Annotated in this window: 14 protein-coding genes and 1 pseudogene; 7 read left to right on the forward strand and 8 right to left on the reverse strand. The window is 70.4% G+C overall.

Annotated elements, in window-relative coordinates; genetic code table 11:
• Positions 1-56: 56 nt before the first annotated feature.
• The 5 genes from GLP40_RS18760 to GLP40_RS18780 all read right to left on the reverse strand — a co-directional run bounded on the left by GLP40_RS18760 (position 57) and on the right by GLP40_RS18780 (position 8,859).
• A complete protein-coding gene (locus GLP40_RS18760; protein ID WP_230329694.1) occupies positions 57-1,400 on the reverse strand; it encodes a S1 family peptidase in 1,344 nt (447 codons plus the stop codon).
• A gap of 166 nt (positions 1,401-1,566) precedes the next feature.
• Positions 1,567-2,919, reverse strand: a complete 1,353-nt coding sequence (locus GLP40_RS18765; RefSeq protein WP_154789222.1) for a S1 family peptidase — start codon at positions 2,917-2,919, stop codon at positions 1,567-1,569.
• A gap of 104 nt (positions 2,920-3,023) precedes the next feature.
• The gene (locus GLP40_RS18770; protein ID WP_154789223.1) at positions 3,024-4,160 is read right to left on the reverse strand and encodes a hypothetical protein; all 1,137 of its coding nucleotides are present in this window, start codon (positions 4,158-4,160) and stop codon (positions 3,024-3,026) included.
• 45 nt (positions 4,161-4,205) lie between these two features.
• On the reverse strand, positions 4,206-7,055 hold the full coding sequence (locus tag GLP40_RS18775; protein ID WP_407671628.1) for a LuxR C-terminal-related transcriptional regulator: 2,850 nt from the start codon (positions 7,053-7,055) through the stop codon (positions 4,206-4,208).
• Between the two features lie 22 nt (positions 7,056-7,077).
• A complete protein-coding gene (locus GLP40_RS18780; protein ID WP_154789224.1) occupies positions 7,078-8,859 on the reverse strand; it encodes an Hsp70 family protein in 1,782 nt (593 codons plus the stop codon).
• Positions 8,860-9,170: 311 nt separating this feature from the next.
• Here GLP40_RS18780 and GLP40_RS18785 point away from each other — a divergent pair, with 311 nt between their 5' ends.
• From GLP40_RS18785 to GLP40_RS18795, 3 genes are all read left to right on the forward strand, one after another.
• Positions 9,171-11,357 carry an IniB N-terminal domain-containing protein gene (locus tag GLP40_RS18785; protein WP_154789225.1) on the forward strand — a complete coding sequence of 729 codons (2,187 nt, stop codon included), beginning with the start codon at positions 9,171-9,173 and terminating at the stop codon, positions 11,355-11,357.
• Between the two features lie 96 nt (positions 11,358-11,453).
• On the forward strand, positions 11,454-13,301 hold the full coding sequence (locus GLP40_RS18790) for a dynamin family protein (RefSeq protein WP_154789388.1): 1,848 nt from the start codon (positions 11,454-11,456) through the stop codon (positions 13,299-13,301).
• A 425-nt stretch (positions 13,302-13,726) separates the two neighbouring features.
• A complete protein-coding gene (locus GLP40_RS18795) occupies positions 13,727-15,319 on the forward strand; it encodes a dynamin family protein (protein ID WP_407671623.1) in 1,593 nt (530 codons plus the stop codon).
• Between the two features lie 31 nt (positions 15,320-15,350).
• Here GLP40_RS18795 and GLP40_RS18800 read toward each other — a convergent pair whose 3' ends face one another.
• Positions 15,351-16,511, reverse strand: a complete 1,161-nt coding sequence (locus GLP40_RS18800) for a zinc-binding dehydrogenase (protein WP_154789226.1) — start codon at positions 16,509-16,511, stop codon at positions 15,351-15,353.
• Positions 16,512-16,624: 113 nt separating this feature from the next.
• The gene (locus GLP40_RS18805) at positions 16,625-18,313 is read right to left on the reverse strand and encodes an MFS transporter (protein WP_328290354.1); all 1,689 of its coding nucleotides are present in this window, start codon (positions 18,311-18,313) and stop codon (positions 16,625-16,627) included.
• Positions 18,314-18,427: 114 nt separating this feature from the next.
• Between GLP40_RS18805 and GLP40_RS18810 the strand changes: the two genes are divergently transcribed.
• The 3 genes and pseudogenes from GLP40_RS18810 to GLP40_RS18820 all read left to right on the forward strand — a co-directional run bounded on the left by GLP40_RS18810 (position 18,428) and on the right by GLP40_RS18820 (position 20,844).
• Positions 18,428-18,943, forward strand: coding sequence for a MarR family winged helix-turn-helix transcriptional regulator (locus GLP40_RS18810; RefSeq protein ID WP_328290355.1), 516 nt, complete (start codon positions 18,428-18,430; stop codon positions 18,941-18,943).
• A 65-nt stretch (positions 18,944-19,008) separates the two neighbouring features.
• A pseudogene (locus GLP40_RS18815) lies at positions 19,009-19,890 on the forward strand (haloalkane dehalogenase); the annotation flags it as partial.
• A 108-nt stretch (positions 19,891-19,998) separates the two neighbouring features.
• Entirely contained in the window at positions 19,999-20,844 is an 846-nt protein-coding gene (locus tag GLP40_RS18820) for an RNA polymerase sigma factor (RefSeq protein ID WP_154789228.1), read from the forward strand.
• On the opposite strand, the gene GLP40_RS18825 is transcribed toward GLP40_RS18820, so the two are convergent.
• A complete protein-coding gene (locus GLP40_RS18825; protein WP_154789229.1) occupies positions 20,833-21,315 on the reverse strand; it encodes a winged helix-turn-helix transcriptional regulator in 483 nt (160 codons plus the stop codon). The two genes, GLP40_RS18820 and GLP40_RS18825, sit on opposite strands and share 12 nt — an antisense overlap.
• Positions 21,316-21,438: 123 nt before the next feature.
• On the opposite strand from GLP40_RS18825, the gene GLP40_RS18830 reads away from it, so the two are divergent.
• Positions 21,439-21,921, forward strand: coding sequence for an SRPBCC family protein (locus GLP40_RS18830; protein WP_154789230.1), 483 nt, complete (start codon positions 21,439-21,441; stop codon positions 21,919-21,921).
• Position 21,922: the final 1 nt, after the last annotated feature.

Consider the following 21,922-nt stretch of genomic DNA (forward strand, 5'->3'; position numbering starts at 1 on the left):
GAACGCCGAAAAGGCCGGCAGCTGTTGAGCTACCGGCCTTTTCGAGGGTGCCGAGATTACATGGTGCGGACCCGCAGGCCCGGGTTGTCGGAGAGCACGGTGCTCACCGGCTGCGCGAACAGCTGCGGGGTGTTGCCGGTGATGAGGCCGATCAGGTTCGGGATCTCACAGACCGGGTAGTCGGCGACCGAGGAGGCGCTGGAGATGCCCAGGGCCAGCGTGCCGGTCACCAGCGGACCGCCCGAATCACCGGGCAGGGCGCAGATATTGGCGGAGAAGGACTGGGTGAGCAGGCGGTCGCCGACCTGGACGGTCTGGTCGACGGCGTTCACCACGCCGCAGCTGAAGCCGGTGCGCGCACCCGACTTGCAGACCGGAGCGCCGACCACCGGCACGGCCACGCCGGTGATGTTGACCGGGGCCGCGCCCGGGACGTTCACCACCGGGTTGGAGAAGCTGTCCCGGAACTGGTCGTTGATGCCGACGATCGAGTAGTCCTGGTTCCCCAGGATCGACTTCTGGAAGGCGCCCACCTGCGGACCCAGGCTGTCGCCGACCAGCTGGTAGACGCCGGGCGAGTTGGCGCCGGGCGTGGCCGAGATGTTCGGGTTGCAGTGGCCCGCGGTGATGTTCACCACGTTGCCGTTGCCGTCGGTGCCGTTGAAGCCGAGCGAGCAGCGCAGCGACATGCGGCCGGCCACCGAGGCGTAGGCCTCACCGGCGGCCATGGTGCGCGGACCGGCGCCGGCGATCTCGGCGGCCTTCGGCACGTCCTGGCCCTCGCCGCCGACCGGCGGTGCGGTCATGACGATGACGCGGGCCGGGTCCACGAAACCGGGCAGCGGCAGATCAGGCTTGTCCACCCGCACCGCGATGCTGTTGTTCAGGGTGTCGACGGCCACGCCCCGGATGGCCTTGGACACCGACTCCGGCTGATCCTTGAGCCACTGCTGGAAGGCGTTCTTCTCGCCGCGCAGCGTGGTCTCGCTCTTGGCGACGTCCTTGGCGGTGAAGCCGGCGTCCTGGACCGCCTTGCGAGCCTGGTCCAGATTGTCGCCGGGGGCCAGCGCCACGATGGCCTTCCCGGTCTCATCCAGCCAGGCGCCACCGAAGACGCCCGGGAATTGCCGCTGCGCGGTGGTGGCGAAGGTGGCCACCTTCTGCGCGATGTCGGCGCGCTGCAGGTAGTCCTGCGGGGAGATCTTGAGATCGCGGGTGATGGCGGCCACCAGTTCGGTGGGCAGATCCGGGGTCGCGGGTGTCGCGGGCTCCGCGTGCGCGCTCGCCGCCAGGGGTCCAGCGACGAGCACAGTGGTGGCCGCGATCGCCGCAGTACGGACAAGGGAGCGTGGGCGTCGGCCCACGGCAGGCATGGAAAGGCGCAAACGTGGCAGGAGCATGAGCCGACTATATGGTGTCGGGCTCGTTATGCCTACTTATTGTGAGATGACTTTTCGGTATTCGCGCGGCAAACAGCGGGCGCGCAGGAATCACGTGTGAGAAGGTGTCCGATTTTCGCGGTCCGCCGTAACGGACCGCGAAACGCCGCGGGTCGGCGCGAATCGGTCAGGCGTTGGAACGCGTCCGGACCTGAATTCCGCTGCCGATGCCGCCGCCGGAATTGGCGTCGATATCGGTCAGAATCGCGCGCACCGGGATGCCCAGCGACGCGGTGCCACCGTACTGCGCCAGCGCGGTGTTGGCCTCGTTGCAGTTCGGCGCGTCGGCCGCATTCGAACCACTGGTGATGCCCAGCGCCAGCGTGCCGGTCACGATCGCGCCGCCGCTGTCACCGCCCAGGGTGCAGGCGCTGGAGGCGAAGCCGCGCACCGTCTTCGACTGGCCCTCCGCGGTGAACAGCTGGGTCTCCACCCGGTCGGCCACCACGAAACCACAAGTGAACGTGGAGGATTGACCCGACTTGCAGACCGGCGCGCCGGTGATCGGGTCGGCCACACCGGTGATGGTCAGGGTGGTGCCGTTGGCACCGCGCACCGACGGCTGGTCCATGCCCGACTTCACGGCGTCGTCATTGAGCTTGATGACCGAATAGTCCAGCGCGCTGCGCCCGCCCAGGTTCGAGGAGACGAAGCTGCCGACCTTCGGGCTGGACAACAGGTTTCTGACATTCGGCAGGTACACGTCCGCGGAGGTGCCCTTGTCCACATTCGGATTGCAATGCCCGGCACTGATGTTCAGCGCATTGCCGGACGAATCGACACTGTTGAATCCGAATGAGCACACATCCACGCTGTGCAGCGACGAATCGGCCAGCGGGGTCGGCGCGGTGATGTAGGTGTCGCCACCCATCGGCCGCCGTTCCACCGGGCCGCCCGAGTTCGGGGACAGGATCACCTTGATATTGGCGATCAGGGTGGGCAGATTCAGCAAATGCCCGGCCGGGGTGTTCGCGACGCTGAGCACCAGCTGGCTGTTGAGGAAGTCGATGGCGACCGAATTGATCGCGGTGGAGATCTCGCGCGGCAGGCTGGTGATCCACTGGTTGAGCTGATCGACCGAATTCTCCAGGCTGTCGGCGCTGATCGGGGCCAGCCGCGTCTGGTAGCCGTCTGCGGCGGCGACCTTGGCGGCGTCCAGCGAGGTGACGGCCAGCACCGGCTTGCCGTCGGTGCCCAGCCAGGCGCCGGCGAAGTCCTCGGGCCGCTGGCTGCGGAATTCCGTTGCGTAGTCCCGCAATTGCTGGGCCTTGGCCGCGCGGTCCAGGTATTCGGCGGGCGTCATCTTCAGATCGCGCTGAATGGCGGTCACCAGCTCGGCCGGAAGCTTGTCGGCGGCAAGCTGATCCGGGGATGCCGGGTCCGCGGTGGCGGTGCTGAGCAAGGGGCCGATAAGGACGGTCGAGGCGAAAGCGACGGTGGCTGCTCGAACCGTGGCGCGGCGCGCCATGAACTTGCGCATGGAGTCCCTTCGTAGTGCACCAGCAGACCAAGGATCCGGTTACCTTCCGGAAGGTCGGTCAGCGCACCACTTTAGGGCACAAACCACGGAAGGTCTCTACGAAATCAGCGCGGATTCATTCCCCACGGGTCCTGCAGCACGGGAGCTTGCGGCAGTTCGAAGGTCGGCGCCGGTGGGTACTGATAGATCGGCGGGTACGGGCGTGTCGTGGTGGACGGCGTCGTGCGGGTGGGGCTCGGTGTGGTGGTAGCCGGATCGGGCGTGGTGGTCGGGGGCGGCGTGGTGGTCGGCGGGTCCGAGGTCACCGGGGCGTCGGCGGCATCGGCGGGCGGCGCGGCCGCGGTCGGATTGTCCGAACCGGTGGGTGGCAGCAGCGGCGGGGCCACCCCCGCGGTGGCGACCGGCTCCGAGCGCACCTCGCCGCGCGGCGGACCGGGCGTGGAATCGTCGTCGGTGCGCAACACCGCCGCCACCCCCAAGCCACCGAGCAGCAAACCGATCATCGCGGCCGCCGCCGCGATGATGTACGGGCCGCGATTGACGCGCGGCGCGTGCGTGACCCGAACGTCCGCTATCGCCCGGGTGACCGCCGGCTCGGCGGCCGTGACGGCCGGGACCGCGGCCGAATACGCCTGGGCCAGCGGCTCGGACGACTTGAGCGCAGGCAGCACATCGGTGACGTCGGCGGCGTTCTCGGCCGCCGTGGTGGCATCGGGCGGGGTGAGGCCCGCCGGGGTGGACAGCACCGCCGCCAGTGCGGCGCGGGCCGCCTGGTAGGCGAGGGTCTTCCCGGTCTCCGCGTCCGCCTGGGGCAGGTCGCGCTCGCTGACCAGCACCACCGACTTCAGGCCCAGATAATCGAGAGCCTCGCGCAGGGACCGCACATGGTCGTCGGGCCAGCCGGTCGGGTGAGCCAAATAGAACTCGGCCGGACCGTTGAGGTGCTCGGCGGCCTGACTGATGAGACAGAAGACCGCGGTCGCCATCAGGTCCTCGGCCCGATACGCCTCGCCGTCGTCCACCGGCAGCCCGGCCGGATCGCCGACGGCGCCGACGAAGCCGCGGATGGAATGGGTATAGCCCTCCGGCGCCTCGCCGCCCAGCACGGCGTCGCCGTCGTCGGACATGTGCAGTACGGACTCGCGCACGGTGTAGTGGACCGGGAGTGTGGCGTCATCGCCTGTCACCACGGCAACGACGGATTCGTCGTCCGCGATACGCAGGCCCACCCCAGTGGCCATCCTCGTTACCTCGCTCGGTGCGTCCGGGTGCTCTTCGCGCGGAGGTCAGACGAGCAGTGAACCGTGACCCATGGCGCGAAGCATTGACAATAGCTCCGAACGCGAGCCGGCACCGATTCGACGTCTCATCCTGGCCACGTGATGTTCCACGGTTTTGGCCGAAATGTAGAGCCGCGCCCCGATCTCCCGGTACGTCAAGCCCAGCAGTACCAGTTCGGCCACCTCACGCTCGCGTTCGCTCAGCACGGTATCGGCGATCGGTTCCGCACGCGGCTGCGGGGCCGTGGGCTCGGGTGCGCGCACCGGCGACTCCGGTGGCCGGGCCTGCGCGCGCACCGTGCGGGCCAGCTTGAGCAGCGCGGTCGCAGTGGCGGAGTCGCCCGCCGCCAGCGCGGCCTCACTGGCCAGGCGGGCCGCGTCCCAGCGCAGGCCGAGTCCGGCCAGACGCGCCACCGCGCCCTCCACCTGGTCGCGTACCACCTGACCACGCAGCACCAGCACCCAGGTGCGGCCCGCGTCCGCCAGCGCGGCGGCCTGCGGGTCGCCCGCCGCGGCGGAGGTCTTCAGCCGATGGGCATGCGGCAGCAGGGCTTCCGGGCTCTCCTGGGCGATGGCGGCCTGAATCGCGTACCAGTGGAAGGCATTCGACCAGGCGGGCGGCTCGCCCAGTTGGCGCAGCAGTTCGTCGGCGGCGGTCACCAGCGCGGTCATCCGGGTCTCGTCCCGCAGGCGGATGCCCGCCAGCCACAGTTCGCCGATGGGCAGCAGCGCCAGCAGGTCCGCGCTGACCTCGTCGAAGAGCGGGAAGGCCTGCTGCCAGGCCAGCGCCAGCGCCGCGTGATCGCCGCTGCGCCGCGCCAGGCCGACGATCACGCCGTGCGCGAGCAGGCGGTCGCGCGGATCCAGTTCCGCCACCCGGACTTCCGACACGAGGGTGGCCGCCGAATGCTCGTCGCCGCCCAGCATGGCCACCCACGCGCCCAGGACCAGGCACTGGGGATCGCGGCCCGTCCCGCGCAGCGCGTCCGCGGCCCGGCGCGGATCACCCATGCTCAGGCATAGGAGCACCGCGATGGAGACCGCCGAACACGGCAGGAAGCGATCCCCGCCATCGTCCGCGGGAGCCGGTCCGGAGTGCGCGGCCTGGATCAACGCGGACGCCGCCGCGACGGCCGCGCCGCGCCGCGCCCGTGCCGGGCTGGTGAAGCGCTGCACCGCGAGGGTGGTCGGCGCGATCGCCGTCATCTCCGCGGTGAAACCGGTCGGGGCCGAGACGGCTCCGAAGGCATTCGGTTCGCCCGCGGCCGATTTCACCGGTGAACCGGTCGACTCGGCACGCGGTCGTTCGGCGGGAGCGGGTCTGGCCGCGGCCGCGTGGGGCGCGCCGGTCCGGGCGGCGGGCGCGCCGAACGTCTGTGGCGGTGACGGGAATTGGGACCCGGAGTGTCCGTTGCCGCCATCGGCGCGTCGCGCCACGGCGAAATCGCCCGGGGCGCATGTCGATCCGATGGTGTCGAACAGGGCGTTGGCGATCGACGCCGCGCGCGAGGTGGCCTCGGTGGGCGGCCACTGGGCGGCATTGACCGACAGTGCCTGTGCGCCCAGGGAATCGCCGGACAGATACAGCACGGTCGCGGCGACCGCCCAGTCCGGGCCCACGCGGGTGGCGCCCAGCCAGGTGTAGAGCTGGGCGGCCCGGGTGGCGAGGCCGCGCCGGGTCCAGACGCCGGCGCAGATGCGGACCGCGGCGGCCAGATCGGCCAGCGGAATCGACGGATTGGCCAGTGTGGGTTCGGCCAGGCGCAGGGCGGTGTCGCCGTCCCCGGCCCGGGCGGCGGCGTCGGCCCAACGCACGGCCAGCGCCTCCGGATCGGCGCCGGCGGCGGCCGCGGCCGCGTAATGGCGGACCGCCTCGTCGCCGGCCCGCTCGGCCGCGGCACAGAGGAATTCGGCCAGCCGTTCGTCGCGGACACCCGATTCGGCGAGCAGCAGCGCGGTGTGGTCGCGCAGCAGCCCGGCGTCCAGCCGCGCGTGCAGCAGGCGGCGGGCGACGCTCAGGAAGCGTCGGTCGCCGACCAGGGTCCGCAACGGCGCGACGGCCGGGGAGAGCAGCAGATCGGCATCGGTGACCAGGGCGCTGCCCCGGGACCGGTCCACCAGATCCTGGGCGGCGGCCGGGGAGATATCGAGCACCTCGGCGAGCTCATCGGTGTCCAGGCCCGCGCCGATGGCCGCTACCACCAGGGCGTCCAGCAGGTCCGGGTCGGCGTCGTCGAGGCGGGCCCGCGCCCACGCCGTCACCGCCTGATCGACCGCGGCCACGCCCGCGTCCAGTCGGGTCGCGCAGGCGGCGGTCAGGGCTGCCACCACACCGCCGTGGATGCCGCCGGTCTGCCGGTGGATGTGCTGGGCCAGCCCGCGCGGCACCATCATGCCCAGTTCGCGGGCGAACGGGGCGATCTCGGTGGCGCCCAGGGCGCGCAGATCGACCACCCGGCCACGGCGCGCCACCAGATCGGCGAGCCCGCGCAGCCGCGCGTCGTGCGGTCGCGGGCGCATCCCGATCACCACCGCGTACTCCCCGGATTCGGCGGCGGCGCAGAGCATGTCGAACTCGGCCGGGCCGAGCGCGTGGGCGTCGTCGACGATCAGGGCGACGCGACCGGTGTGGCGGTCGGTGCGCGCGGAGCCGGGCGGACGCAGAAGATGCGCCGGATTGTCGGTATGCGGGACGCCGCGGGCGCGCAGCCGCGCCCGGATCGCGCCCAGCAGGGTGGATTTACCGGTGCCGGAGCGGCCCCGGATGAGGTACAGCACCGAGGCTGAATCGTCGGAATCCAGTTCCCGGAAGATTTCTCGCGCGCACGGAAGCGAATCCAGCGCGACTGGGGTAATGCCTGTCACGGAGAACCAACTCTCAGCCGCCGGTATGCGGAATGATCTGCGTCGGCACCGGTGGGACGGCGTTGCCGAGCTGATCGACCGTATTGTTCAGTGCGCCCGTAGGGAGCGTTATGTTCGGCGCCTGCACCGTCGGCTGCTGGAATGTCGGCAGCTGCGGCACCTGGACCGGTTGTTGTTGCTGCGGCTGGGTGTTCGCCGGATTCTGTTGTGGGGAAGGGGTATCCGCCTGCGCGGCCGGGGTGTTCGGATCGCCGGTCCCCGGCGCCGGGGGCGCGGCCGCGGTGGTGGCGGGACTGCCGGGCTTGGCGCCGCCCGGCTGCCGCGCGGGCTTGGTGGAGCCGACCGGGCTGCCCGCCACGGGGGCCGGGGTGCCGGAGGCGGCCGCACCGCTGGGCGCGGGGGCGTCCAGCGCGACCGGTGAGGTCGAAGAGGACTGTGTCCCGGCGGGATTCGCCGGCGTCGGCTGGGAACCGGTGCCCATGGCCAGGGTGCCGGTGGCGACCGCGGCCACCGCGACGGCGGCCGCGCCGATCACCGCCAGCCGCTTCCAATGGCGGAAGCCGCCGGCGGGCTCCTCTTCCGGCAGGTCGGGGAGCAGCGGAAGGCGCTTGGCCGCAGCGGATTCAGCCCGCTGTTCGATGCCGCCGCCCCGACCCGGTGGTTCGGCGTCGGCGGGCTCGGCTATGAAGCCGGCCCGCATGCGCTGGGGGAGACCGGTGGCGGTGCGCAAGGCGGTGAGCGCGGTGTCGTCGTCGGCCCCGGCGTGGCTCGCGCCGCCGACCGCGATGGCCGGGTGCGCCTCGGTCTCGGTGGTGTCGGCGAGCAGGTCGGCGGCCAGCAGGGCCGCGCCGTGCGCGCTCAGGTGCGCCGGATCGGCGGCGGCCGCGACCGGGATACCGAATTCGGTGGACAGCAGCTCGGTTACCAGCGGTATGCCGGCACCGCCGCCGGTGAGCAGGAAGCCATCCAGATCGGCCGCGCTGAGACCGGCCCGGCGCAGGGCCTCACGGACCAGATCGGTCGAATCGAGAAGCGGACCCCGCAGCAGTTCCTCGATATCGTCGCGAACCAGTCGTACGTCCATGCCACCCAGGGCGGGCAAACGCACCGGCACCATGGTGGCGGTATTTGTGGACAGAGTTTCTTTCGCAATTTTGCAGCGAACGCGGAGTGCCGCCAATTCTTGTTCCACCAAAGGGTCGAAAGGATCGAAATCCTTTCCGCCAACCGCATGTGCGAGCACAAAGCGCATCGTCAGCAGATCGAATTCCGAGCCCGCGACCTCGGTGGTTCGTACCGGCTCGCCCAGCAGGCCCGACATGGGTCCGGTGCGCACCACCGAAACCGTCAGGCCGGTGGCCCCGAGGTCGTACACCACCATCGCGCCGTCATGGCTGGACTCGTGCACCTCCTGCAGCCAGCGCATGGCCGCCGTCGGCTCCGGGACCAGGGCCACCGTGTCCAGGCCGGCCGCGTCCAGCGCGGTCCGCTGCATCTCCACGCTGTGGTGCGACCACCAAGCCGGGTAGCAGGCGACCGATGCGGCGGCCGGGCCCATATCGTCCAGTGCGCGGCCGATGGCCGCCGCCACCAGGTCAGCGGCACGCACAGCGGAGCCGTCGCGGGTGCGAATGTCCACGGGATCCCCGACCCGGGACAGGAAGCTGTCCGGCACTTCCGGCTCCGTGCCCAGCATGCTGGGCCGGGTATGCAGCCGTTGTTGTCCCCCCGAAGTCGTCACGGCAACCGTATTCGACGACCCGACGGTGATGCCGAGCGCCAGCCCCTGACTCATTCGAGTTCCCCTGTCATTACCACCACGCGTCGTGCGGATCGCGTGCCGAAAGTTCTTCGGTCCGATATGTACGAAAACCTCGGGTTAGGCCGGGCGGCCCACCCGGCCTGTCGGCAGCTGAGGGGAACCCGTTACCGATTCCCGGGAACGTATGGGGATATTCCCCTAATGTTTGCCCACCCCCGTAGGCGACGGATGTGGAACTTGGGGGAGTTCACCCCGTTACCCGTAACAGGACGGGTTCCTAACGTGAAAGGAAATTCGAGCAGCGCGGGTCAGTGGGGCCCGCCCATCCAGGGAGACGATTCGCCATGAGCCCCAACGCAATCCTCGAGTTCATCCTCAATCTGCTGCGCGACCACGAGGCCGCGGTCAGCTATTGCAACAATCCGGGCGCGGCGCTGGCCGATGCCGGACTCGCCACTGTCACCCCGGAGGACATTGCCGCCGTGGCGCCCATGGTGGCCGAATCCGCGCTGGTTGCCGGAGGTTCGCAGCTGTCCGACATCATTGCCGCGGGCGGGGTCACGGGCCTGAGCGCCGACACCGGCCTCGGTGTCGGCGCCGGGGCGAACGGCGGGGTGGGGACCACTGGCTCGGCCGCGATCGGCGACACCGCGGGCGTGAACCTCGGCACCGCCACCGCCACCCAGGTGGTCCTGGGCGCCGACGCCGGCACCGGTCTCGAACTGGGACTGTCCGATGGCGTCGGCGCGGTCGTCGGCGGGGCCACCGACATCGGGGCGGGCCTGTCCGCCGGACTCGGCGGCGCGCTCGGCGCGGCAGGTGAAGTCGCCACCGGGGTCGAAGCCGATCTGGGCGGTGTCGTCGGCGCGCAGGCCGGCGCCGACCTGACCTCCGCCCTCACCGGCGGCTTGGCTGCCGGCGCGGGCCTGCAGACCGGCATCCAGGGTGCTCTCGACGCCGTCACCCAGGTCGGTGCGGGCCTGACCGGCGCGGTCACCACCGCCGGCGACCTCGAAACCGGCCTCGGCGCAAATCTCTCCGGCGTCGTCAACTCCGCGACCGCGGGCCTTCAGACCGGTCTGACCGGCGCCCTCGACTCGGCCACGGGCGTCGGCGCGGGCCTCCAGACGGGTGTCGTCGGCGCACTGGATTCCGCCCTCGGTGCGGGCGCCGGGGTGCAGACGGGCGTCATCGGCGCGGTGAACACGGCCGGCGATCTCGGCGGGCAGCTCGAAACCGGCCTCGGCGCAGGACTTTCCGCCGGAATCGACAGTGCACTCGCTACGGGGCTCGGCGTGCAGACCGGTCTCAATGGTGCGGCGAACGCGGGCGCGCAGCTGGGTAGCGGCCTGGAGACCGGGCTTTCGGGCGCGGCCGACACCGTGGTCGGCGTCGGCAGCCAGCTCGGCGGCGAACTCGACACCGGGCTCTCCGCAGGCCTGAACACCGGCGCGAATCTGGGCGTGGGTACGGGTCTCGACACGGGAATCAGCACCGTGCCGGGTACCGGGACCCAGGCCGGGGCGGGTTTGCAGACCGGGCTGAACGGTGCCGCGAATATCGGCGCGGGCCTCGGCACACAGGTCGGAGGCGGTATCGAGACCGGATTGTCAGGTGCGGCCGACACGCTCATCGGCGGGGGCACGCAGCTGGGCGCGGGCCTCGATGGTGGCCTGCACACGGGCTTGACCACCGGCGCGGATCTGGGTGCGCAGCTGGGCGGGGGGCTCGGCGCGGGCGTCGATACCGCGGTCGGCGCCGGAACCCAGCTCGAAGCGGGTTTGCAGACCGGGCTGAACGGTGCCGCGAATGTGGGCACCGGGCTGGGCGCACAGGTCGGAAGTGGTTTGGAAACGGGCATTTCCGGCGTTGGTGACGCGACCGTCGGCCTCGGCGCGGGCGTGCAGAGCGGGCTCGACACGACCGTGGGGGCCGGGACCCAGGTTGGGGCCGGACTGGAGACCGGGCTCAACGGTGCCGCGAATGTCGGTGCGGGCCTGGGGGCACAGGTCGGCAGTGGCCTGGATGCGGGCGTGCACTCCGCGCTCGGGGCGGGAACTCAGGTCGGGGCCGGACTGGAGACCGGGCTCAACGGTGCCGCGAATGTCGGTGCGGGCCTTGGGACACAGGCCGGAGGCGGTCTGGATGCGGGTGTGCATTCGGCGCTGGACGCGGGGACTCGGGTCGGTGCCGGTGTGGACACCGGGTTGACCGGTGTCGGGAACGCGGTGGCGGGGGTCGGCAGCGGGCTGGATGCCGGGGTTTCCGGGGCCACGCAGGCCGGTGGGGGCGTGCAAGTGGGGAGCGGGCTGGATGCCGGGGTGCACGGTGGGACGGCGGTCGATGCCGGACTGCACGGTGCGGGTGCGAATCCCTGGGCCGGTGTGGATGTTTCGCAAGCCTTCGGGGGCGGCGTGCATACCACCACAGGTGCGGATGCCTCGTTGTTCGGGGATGGTGGGGCCCACACCGGGGTGGATCTCGGGGCGCACGCGGGCGGCGACATCGTCGGCGGCATCCTGCACTCGTAGGTTGGGGGTCGCTGACCGCGGGCCGGCCCGCGGCCAGCGACTTCCTCTCGGAATAGGGACGGCTGGAACGGGGTCGGTGAGCAAGCTGTGACGGGCATGGTGGCGGCGAATCCGCTGCTGGCGATGGTTTCGGAGGCCATCGCCGTGGCGAAGGCCGCGGAACGCGGGGATCTGGTCGCCCGGCTGGAGACCGTGGCGGGCAAGGTCCGGGATCCGCGGCGGCGGATCGTGGTGGCCGGGTTGGGGAATCAGGGCAAGAGCCGGTTCGTCAACGCGCTGGTCAATATGGACGTGTGCGCGGTCGCCGATGACGTCACCACCACGGTGACCACGGTGCTGTCCTACGGCGCGCAACCGCGTGCCACCGTGGTGGCGGCGGGCGCGGACGGTGGCGCGAACACCAGGGAGCCGGTGCCTTTCGAGGTGGTCACGAGGATCACGCCGCGCAGTCCGCAGGGCCGCGCCGTGCTGCGGCTCGAGCTCGAGGCTCCGAGTCAGCTGCTCGCGGACGGCATCGTGGTGGTGGATACGCCCGGGCTGGGCGCACACGGAACCACCGGTGCGGCAAGCGTTCTCGCGCAGGCACCGGCGGCGGACGCGGTGCTGGTGCTCACCGACGCCTCCACCGAACTCACCGAGACCGAAGTGGATTTCCTGCGTCAAGTGCGGGAGCTGTGCCCGGCGGTCGCGGTGCTGGTGACCAAGATCGATCTGTACCCGCACTGGCGGCAGGTGTTCGAGGCGAACCGGAAGCATCTGCGCGCCAACGGTATCGAGATGCCAATGCTGCCGGTGTCGGCAGTGCTGCGCGCGCACGCCATGCGGCTGCAGGATGAGGGGCTGGGCCGTGAGTCCGGGTTCGGGCTGGTGTTCCAATTCCTGCGCGAGCAGGTGGTGGCCCGGGATCAGCAGGCCGTCCAGCGCGCGGTCGCGCTCGACATCTCCTCCGCCGCCGAGCATCTGGCGCTGGCATCGGGCAGCGAACTGGTCGCGCTGCGCGATCCCGAACGAGGCGCGGCCGCCATCCGGGAACTGCACGCCGCCAAGACCGAAGCGGAGAAGCTGCACCGCCATACCGCCGCCTGGCAGCAGACACTGGGCGATGGCATCACCGATCTGGCCGGCGATATCGACCACGATCTGCGCAACCGCCTGCGCGATATCGCCCGCACCGCCGAGGACTGGATCGACCAGCACGATCCCGGCCGGCACTGGGACAGCATGGAGGAATGGCTCACGGCCACTGTCGGTTCCGCCGTCGGCGACAACCTGGTGTGGACGGGCACCCGCGCGGTGAAACTGGCAGAGCAGGTCGCCACCCACTTCACCGATCTCGGCACTGTGGACCTGCCCGAGGTGCGCGACACCCTCGACGACGACTCCCGCGCCGCATCCTGCACCCTCGCCGACCTGGAACCCGATCTGGGCCTGGGGCACAAGCTGCTGGTGGGTGTGCGCGGCTCCTACGGCGGCGTGGTGATGGCGGGCATGGTCGGCACCATGGCCGGGCTGGCCCTGATCAACCCGCTCTCGCTGGGCGCGGGAGTCCTGCTGGGCGGCAAGGCCTTCAGCGATGACAAGAAGGCCCGCCTGGCCAAGCGCCGCGCCGACGCCAAGATGGCGGTGCGCCGCTATCTCGACGACATCGCCTTCCACACCGGCAAGGAGACCAAGGACCGCCTGCACCGCATCCACCGCCTGCTGCGCGACCACTTCACCGCCGTCGCCGACCGCACTGTGCGTTCCATCGACGAGTCCCTGCGCGCCGCCCAGGAGGCCGCCAACCTGGAGGCCGCCCGCCGCACCGAACGCGCCGCCGAACTCGAGCGCCGCCTGCGCGTCGTGGCCGAACTCCGCCGCCACGCCGACGCCTTGCTCGGCCCGGCGGATCCGGCCTCCCTGCCCCCGTCCGACCGTCACCAGTTGCCACCCAATGCTCGCTGAGGATCGTGCGGACCGCGGCACCGTGAGCGCCCCCGCACCCAGCGTCGCGCAGCATTGTTTCGTGGACTTCGGCGAACGGTAGACCGCGACCGGTGCCGAGGTCGTCGAATCCGCGTGGTCAGCGTGTTCCTCTCGGCGGGCTGGGTAGCGCGTTGAGGGGCCGCGGTGCCCTCGGCCGCGGGTCGCGGTCGGGGCACCGCGGTGGTGATCGGTCGCGCCGCGCCGGGGACGAGGCGGGCGTTTCGAGTCGATCCGGGCAAGATCAGGGGATACCGAGCGGATTCGGTGCGCGGGAGCTGGCGTGAGCCGGCTCTCGGTACTGGGAATTCGCTGTGAGAGCCGGTCAGTTCTGATAACGATTCGGCGTGTCCGGGCGAATGCCCTGCGATGCGTGGAGGTGCGGTGTGCTTCGGAATCGGGAGCCTGTGAGGGACGACGCGAGCGGTGTCGGGTATGGGCTGGTGCCGGAGACGCGCGGGCTGGTGGCGGCGGCGCGTCGGGCGCTGGGCGACCGGCCGCGGGTGCGGGGGCAGCTGGACGAGTGCGCGCGGCGGCTGGACGAGCCGCTGCGGGTGGCGTTGGCGGGCCAGCTCAAGGCGGGCAAGTCGACGCTGTTGAACGCGCTGGTCGGGCAGGACATCGCGCCCACCGACGCGACCGAGTGCACGCGGCTGGTCACCTGGTATCGCAATGGGACCGCGCCGCGGGTGACCGCGTACAGCCTCGACGGGTCGCGCGCGGACGTGGTGGTGCGGCGCGGGCGCGGCGCCGAGGGGCTGCCGGGCGCGCACGGGCTCACCTTCGATCTGTCGGCGCTGCGCTGGAATTCGCCGGCCCCGCGCGAGGTGGATCACCTGGCGGTGGAGTGGCCGTCGGCGGAGCTGGCGCAGACCATCATCATCGACACGCCCGGCATCTCCTCCCTCTCGCGTGAGGTGTCGGCCCGCACGTCGCGGCTGCTCACGCCCGGGGGCCCGGCCCTGCCGCCCGCCGACGCCGTGCTGTATCTGCTGCGCCGCCTCGACGCCGCCGATGTCGATTTCCTGGAGCGCATCGGCGCCGGTTCGAGCGGGAGCACCGGAGCGCCGCAGAGCTTCTCGGGCCCGCTCGGCGTGGTCGGCGTGGTGTCGCGCGCCGACGAGATCGGCGCGGGCCGCATCGATGCCCTGCATTCCGCCCGCGATGTGGCCTCCCGGTTCGCGACCGAGCTGGAGCGAACCGGCCTGTGCCAGTCCGTGATTCCGGTCGCGGGCCTGCTGGCCTTCGCCGCCGCCACGTTGCGCCAGCGCGAGTACGACGCCTTCGAGGCGCTGGCCGCCATCCCGGTGGACGAGTTGACCGCGGCCCTGCTGTCCGCCGATCGTTTCGCCCATCCGGACCTGCCCCTGCCGGTCCCGGCCGAGCTGCGTGCCCACCTCACCGCCCGCTTCGGCCTGTTCGGCATTCGCTTGGCCGTCACCTTGATCCGGCTCGGTGTCCGGGGTTCGCAGGCGCTGGCCGCCGAACTCTCCGCCCGCAGCGGCCTCGACGAACTCCGCACCGTCCTGGACGTCCAATTCGCCCAGCGTGCGGACGAATTGAAGGCCCACTCGGCGCTCACCGCCCTGGCCCGCGTCCTCGCCGCCAATCCGGGTTCGGCCGCCGATGCATTGCTCCCGCGCGTGCGCACCCTGCTCGCCGATGTCCACGGCTTCGCCGAACTCCGCCTGCTCGCCCACCTACGCGCGGACGAATTGCCCTTGCCGCCGGACGATCTGGCCGAACTCAACCGTCTCATCGGCGGCACCGGCGTGGCTCCCACGCTGCGCCTGGGCCTGGCCACCCACACCGATCTCGCCACGCAGCGCGAGGCCGCCTTGGCCGCCGTTCAGAAGTGGCGCGCCCGGGCCCGCCACCCACTGGCCGATCAGTTCACGGCCAATGCCTGCCTGACCGCGGCTCGCAGCGCCGAGGGCCTGCTGGACATCCTCCACGAACCACCGACCACGCCTTTCCCGGCGCTACGGCCTGGCCGCTAGTCCGGAACGGCCGAGAGCGCCGCGCCCGATTTCAGGGCGCGGTGCGGTCGCTGCGCGGGTCGATCAGGATCTTGGCGTGGTGCTCCGGGGAGGCGAGCGTGGTGAAGGCCGTGTCGATGCCGTCGAGCCCGACGGTGCCGGTGATCAGGGGGCTGGGATCCACCTTGCCGTCGGCGATCATGTGGAGGGTGTCGCGGAACTCGCCCGGGTCGTAGCCGAAGACGAATCGCAGCTCGATCTCCTTGTTGATGGCCCTGGCGGGATGGAAGTTGTCCTGCTGCATGCACACGCCCACGACCACCACGCGGGTCAAAGGCGGCGCGGCGGTGAGGATCTGGTCGATGATGCCGGGCACTCCGACGCATTCGAAGACGACCGGCCCGGCCGGCCCGCGGTTGAGCGTGTGCGCGGCGCGGAACAGATACCACCACGGGATGGTCGGGATGCGGCGCAGTCGTTCCATGGCGTCGAAGGCCAGATTGAGGAGGTCGGCGGCGCCGGTGATGCGCGGCTGTTTCGGCGTCGCCGCCCACGGTGCTTCGGTGGTCGGGTCGACCACCACATCGGCCCCGCACCTGTCCGCAAGCTCGCGCCGGCGCGGTGAGAAGTCACTGGCCACGACGGTATGCACGCCCGCCGCCTTCAACATGGTGATGACGGCCAGCCCGATGGGCCCGCATCCGATGACGAATGCGGTCTGCCCCTTGGCGATCCGGCTCCTGCGGACCGCGTGCCAGGCCACGGCCATCGGCTCGGTGAGCGCGGCGTGGTCGGGGGACAGACCGTTGGGGACCGCGAAGGTCATGGGCTCCTGCACCAGCACCTGCTCGGCGTACCCGCCGGGCGCGTGGGCGGACAGCCCGGTGAGCTCCGGCCCGCGACCGTTGCGCAGGATGGGCATCGCCACCACGGGCGTGCCGGGCTTCCACCGGCGGCGGGTGCCGGGACCGTATTCGGCGATCTCGCCGGTGAATTCGTGCCCCATGACGATCCGCTGGTCGGAGCGCATGAAATGGTCGTAGCCGGTGGCGGCGGCCAGGTCGGCGAGTTCGTCGCAGTGCACGCGGGCGTGCAGGTCGGAGCCGCAGATGCCGCAGCGGGTCACCGAGATGAGCGCTTGACCGGGCCCGGCTACCGGTGCCGGTAGGTCCTCGACCTGGAATTCGCCCTTGCTGACCACGGCCGCACGCATGACTGGCTCCTGTCGAAAGTCGGTGACAGTTGGATTGTTCACCGGCACGGGCCGCGGGTTCGGTGATTTCACCGAACCCGCGGCCCGTGCCGTCTGATCCCGCCGGTGTGGGATCAGATGCCGACGAGTTCCTCCTCCTCGGTCTCGGCCTCATGCGGCTCGAGCCGGGTGTCGCGCGGCAGCGCCAGGAAGCCGAGGCACACCAGCGCCATCAGCCCGACGCCCCAGAGCAGCGTGTGTTGGAAGGTGTGCGCGAAGTTGACCGCATTGGCCTGTTCGCCCGCGCGCGTGAGGGTCTGGCCGATCGCGGGATTCGCGGTGGGCGCCGACTGGCAGCTGGCCGGGACCACGGAGGGATCCACCTCGGCCGAGCGGTCCCGCACACACGCCCGGAAGTTCGCCAGGATCTGCTCCTGCGCGGGCCCGGGCACCCCCGCCGCCGCCAGCTCGGTGTGGGTATGCGTCGCAACGGAATCCACGCCGCGCGCCGAATCGTGGTCCAGCTGCGCGAAGAACAGGATCCCGACCAGCGCCACGCCGAGCGCCATCCCCAGCTGCTGTCCGGTGTTCAGCAGACCGGACGCGGCTCCGGCCTCGCGGTCGGGAATCTGCCCGAGCAGCATGTCGATGGTGGGCGCGACCACGATGCCGAATCCGATACCGGTCACCAGCAGCGGGAACACCATCTGCCATGAGGCGAAATCGGATTCGTAGCGCGTGGCCAGCGCGCCGTAGAGCGCGAAGCCGCCCGCGGTCACCAGCCCGCCGGCCAGCAGCACCCATTTGCCGAACCGCGGCGCCAACGCGCTCACCGACACGCCCGCCCCGATGCCCGCGCCGACCGCGAAGAACACCGAGGTGAGCCCGGCCCGCATCGGCGACCAGCCCAGGCCGGCCTGCATGAACAGCGTCCAGGTCAGGAAGAACCCGCCGAAGCCGATCCAGAACAGCAGCCAGCTCGCCAAACCCACGGTGAACGGCCGCGACCGGAACAGGTCGAGGTCGATCAGCGGTGATCCGGCGGTCCGGCCCCGCCACCGCTCGTAGACGCCGAAGGCGACGAACACCAGGGCCGACGCGCCGATCATGGCGAAAGTCCAGGCGGGCCAATCCAATCGGCGGCCCTCGGTGAGCGGGTACACCAGCAGCAGCACCGCGGAGACGGCCAGCACCATGCCGACGATGTCCAGTCGCGGCGCGTGCGCGGAGCGCGAATCACGCATGACCATGGTCGCGGCCGCCAGCGCGATCACGCCGACCGGTACGTTCACCAGGAAGATGGGTCGCCAGCCCAGGTCGAACAGATTCCACTGCACCAGCAGCCCGCCCAGCGCGAGTCCCACCGCGGAGGCGGATCCGCCGACGCCGCTGTAGACGGCAATGGCCTTGGCGCGTTCGTCCTTCGGGAAGGTGACGCGAATGATGGCCAGGATCTGCGGCACCATGAGCCCGGCCATGGCGCCCTGCGCGAACCGGGAGCCGATGAGCAGTGTGGGCGAGGAGGCCAGGCCGCAGGCCAGCGAGGCCGCGGTGAATCCGGCCATACCGAACAGGAATAGGCGTTTGCGGCCGTAGATGTCGCCGAGTCGGCCGCCGGTGATGAGGACCGCCGCGAAGGACAGCACGTAGGCGGCGATGATCCATTCGATCTGCGAGTAGGCCGCGCCCAGGTCCTTCTGGATGCTGGGTACGGCCACATTGACGATGGTGACGTCGAGCAGGTCCATGAATCCGGCGGCCAGCACGACGGCGAAGGCGATCCAGCGGCGTGGATCGAGGGCGGGGGTGTTGTCGGTATCCACTGCGAACTCTCTTCGTTTCGATACGGGTGGAGCTCCCAATGTCAAACTATGCACCTGAAGTGATTATCAATCAAGAGTGCAATCACTCTTCGGGCGTTAAGGTAGGCTGTGCGGGTGAAGGACGTCGATCCCGAGTACCGGTCCCTGGTCGATAGCGCGGCATTCCTATTGGCGCAGTTGGGCTCTCACGCCGCGTACCGCTTCGACCAGTTGCTCGCGCCGCTGGACATCAAACCGCCGCAGTACGGCACTCTGCGCATCCTGGAGGCCAATGACGGCCGCACCCAGCAGCAGTTGTGCGATGCGCTCGGGATCCACCGCAATGTGATGGTCAGCCTGATCGACAACCTGGAGAAGCGCGGCCTGGTCGAGCGCCGCAAACACCCCGTCGACCGCCGCGCCCACGCCGTGCACCTGCTTCCCGCCGGGCGCGAGATGATCGCGCGCGCGTCCGTGATAGCCGATCGGCTCAATGACGAACTGCTGGGCATGCTCACCCCCGAGGATCGGGCGCGCCTGCTGGCCATGCTGCGGCGGGCCGCGATCGGCAACGGCCTCACGCCGGGTGTCCACCCAGGGCTGACGCACGAGCCGGGCACCATGCCGATGTATGACCCAGATCACATCTAGGTCCTGTCACAAGCCGTCCCGGCGGGTGTCCAACCAGGTGTAGGCAACTCACCCGGAAGGACACCACGATGGCCACCATCGATGTTCTGGACTCGTTCATCAACTACACCGACACCGACACCGGCGGTGGTGCGGTTCCCGTCGTCTTCCTGCACGGCAACCCCACCTCCTCCTACATCTGGCGCAATGTCATCCCGCACGTGAGCGGTGAAACCCGGGCCCTGGCACCGGATCTCATCGGCATGGGCGCCTCCGGCAAGCCGGACAGCGACTACCGCTTCGTCGATCACGTCCGCTACCTGGACGCCTGGTTCGACGCCCTGGACCTGGACCAGGTTGTCATCGTCGGCCACGACTGGGGCGGTGCGCTCGGAATGGACTGGGCCGCACGGCATCCCGAGCGGGTGCGTGGGATCGCCGTGGTGGAGACCTTCCTGCGCCCCATGCGGTGGTCGGAGATGCCGCCGCAGGGTGCGGAACTCTTCCGCCGCTTCCGTTCTCCCGAAGGCGAGGAGATGGTGCTGGAACGCAATATGTTCATCGAATTCAACCTGCCCGCCTCCACCCGGAGTCTGACCCCCGAGGCCTTGGACGCCTACCGCGCGCCCTACCCGACCCCGGAGTCCCGCAAGCCGATGCTGGCGTGGCCGCGCGAATTCCCGCTGGACGGCGAGCCCGCCGACGTGGTCGCCCGCATCGAGAACTACGGCAGGTGGATGGCCTCCAGCCCCGAGGTGCCGAAGCTGGTCATGCACGTCGAGGACGGTGTCGGCCTGGGCTCGCCGGCGGCGATGGAGTGGGCGATGAAGACCTTCGCATCGGCCGAGCTCGCGAATATCGGACCGGCCGGGCACCACTGCCCGGAGGATCAGCCCGATGCCATCGGGCAGGCCGTCGCCGAGTGGATGCGCCGGCACGCGCTCACCACCGCCTCGACCGTCGCATGACGCGCCGGCTTTCGCGGCCGGGCGCTTCGACCGGTTAGCCTGGTTTCGCCGTGGCAGGGCTGATCGCGGGGCGCAGACGCTGTGCCCCGCGATCCCTATGCTGGCGACATGGACACCGGATCGGAAATCGACGAGCGTGAGCTCGTGGCGCGGGCCGTCGAGGGCGATGGCGCCGCCGTCTCGGATGTCGTTCGGCTGCTGCAGGATCCGATCTACCGGCTCGCGCTGCGCATGGTCTGGCGGCCCGCCGATGCCGAGGACGCCACCCAGGAAATCCTGGTGCGGGTGGTCGGCAATCTCGCCGGCTGGCGCGGCGAGGCCAAGCTCACCACCTGGGCCTACCGCATCGGTGTCAACTACCTGTTGAATCTGAAGCGGCAGACGCCGCTGGAGGCCCAGCAGCTCAGCCTCGATCAGTTCGGCGAGGTATTGCGGGACGACCTGGCCGACGAGGACTACCGCGGTCCGGAATCCACGCTGCTCACCCATGAGGTGCGGCTCAATTGCAGCCAGGCCATGCTCCAATGCCTGGGCCGTGACGAACGCATCGCCTACGTGCTTTCCGACGTCTTCGAGGTGAGTTCCGATGAGGCCGCCTGGATAGTCGGCGTGACGGCGGCCGCGTACCGGAAACGGGTGGAGCGGGCCAAGAAACGGCTCGGAAACTTCCTGCGATCCGCGTGTGGCCTCGCCGATCCGCAGGCGTTCTGCCGGTGCTCGCGCCGGGTGGAGAAGGCCATCGAACTGGGACGGGTTGATCCGCGCCGCCCTGCTTTCGCCGCGCATCCGATCACACCGGGCGGGCGCGGTGTCGAGGAGGCCGAGCGGCAGATGGTTCGCCTGCACGATGCCGCCGCCGTGCTCGGCGCGCATCCGGATTACGCCGCCCCGCAGGCGAAGATGGAGGCCATCGCCGGACTGCTGCGCTCGGGCCGGTTCCCGCTACTGGACTGACGGCGGCGTCCCGTACTTCAACTCGTAGGCCCAGGGCGCGAGTTCGGCCGTCACCTCCGCCAGGCCGGGCGTGGCGTCGCAGTCCGAACAGTCCAGGCGTACATGGACTTTCCCGCCGCAGCCGGCATGCCGGTAGGTGACCGGCGGCCCGTCCGGTGCGGCCCAGCGGTCGCCCCATGCGGTGAGCGCCAGGATGACCGGCTTCAGGTCGAGTCCCTTCGTGGTGAGCAGGTATTCGGGGTGTCCGCTGCCGGTGCCGGTGCGCTGCTCGAAGATTCCGGCTTCGACGAATTCGGCGAGCCGCTTGGTGAGAATGTTCGGCGCGATGCCGAGCGCGCGCTGGAACTCGGTGAACCGGCTCATCCCGGCGAACATGGCATTGCGCACGATGAGCAGGCTCCAGCGTTCGCCCACGAGCTCGAGCGTGCGCGCGGCCGAGCACACCTCCCCGTCGTACATGCGTCCCAACATGTCTCCAGGTTGCCGGATCCGCTTGTGTGATGCAAGCAACGCCACTATCGTGATGAAAGTAAGTTCTCGCGAGACAGTCCACTCCGAACCGCCCTGTGTTCTCAGTAAAGAAATGGACCTGCCATGACTGATCAGAACTTCACCACCAGCATCACCGTCGACCGCACGCCTGCCGAGGTCTTCGCCGCCGTCATCGACGCCCGCGGCTGGTGGTCGCCCGGCATCCAGGGCGGCACCGAGCGGGTGGGCGACCGATTCGTCTTCGAGGCCCCCGGGGTTCACCGCAGCGAGATCGAACTGACCGAGGTGGTGCCGAACCAGCGCGTGGTCTGGTTGGTGAAGGACAATCACATGTCCTACATCCAGGACCAGACCGAATGGGTGAACACCGAGATCCGCTTCGACATCGCCGCGACCGATGGTGGCACCGAACTCCGCTTCACCCACGTCGGCCTCGTGCCCGACTACGAGTGCTACGAGGCATGCTCCCCGGCGTGGACCTTCTACATCACCGAGAGCCTGCGCGACCTGGTCACCACCGGCGTCGGTCAGCCGAGCGAGTTCCCCGGCCAGATCGAGGCGGTCGCCAGGGCCGCGCAGGCCTGAT

It is taken from the genome of Nocardia aurantiaca (assembly GCF_009708175.1).
In the GTDB taxonomy this organism is placed as follows: domain Bacteria; phylum Actinomycetota; class Actinomycetes; order Mycobacteriales; family Mycobacteriaceae; genus Nocardia; species Nocardia aurantiaca.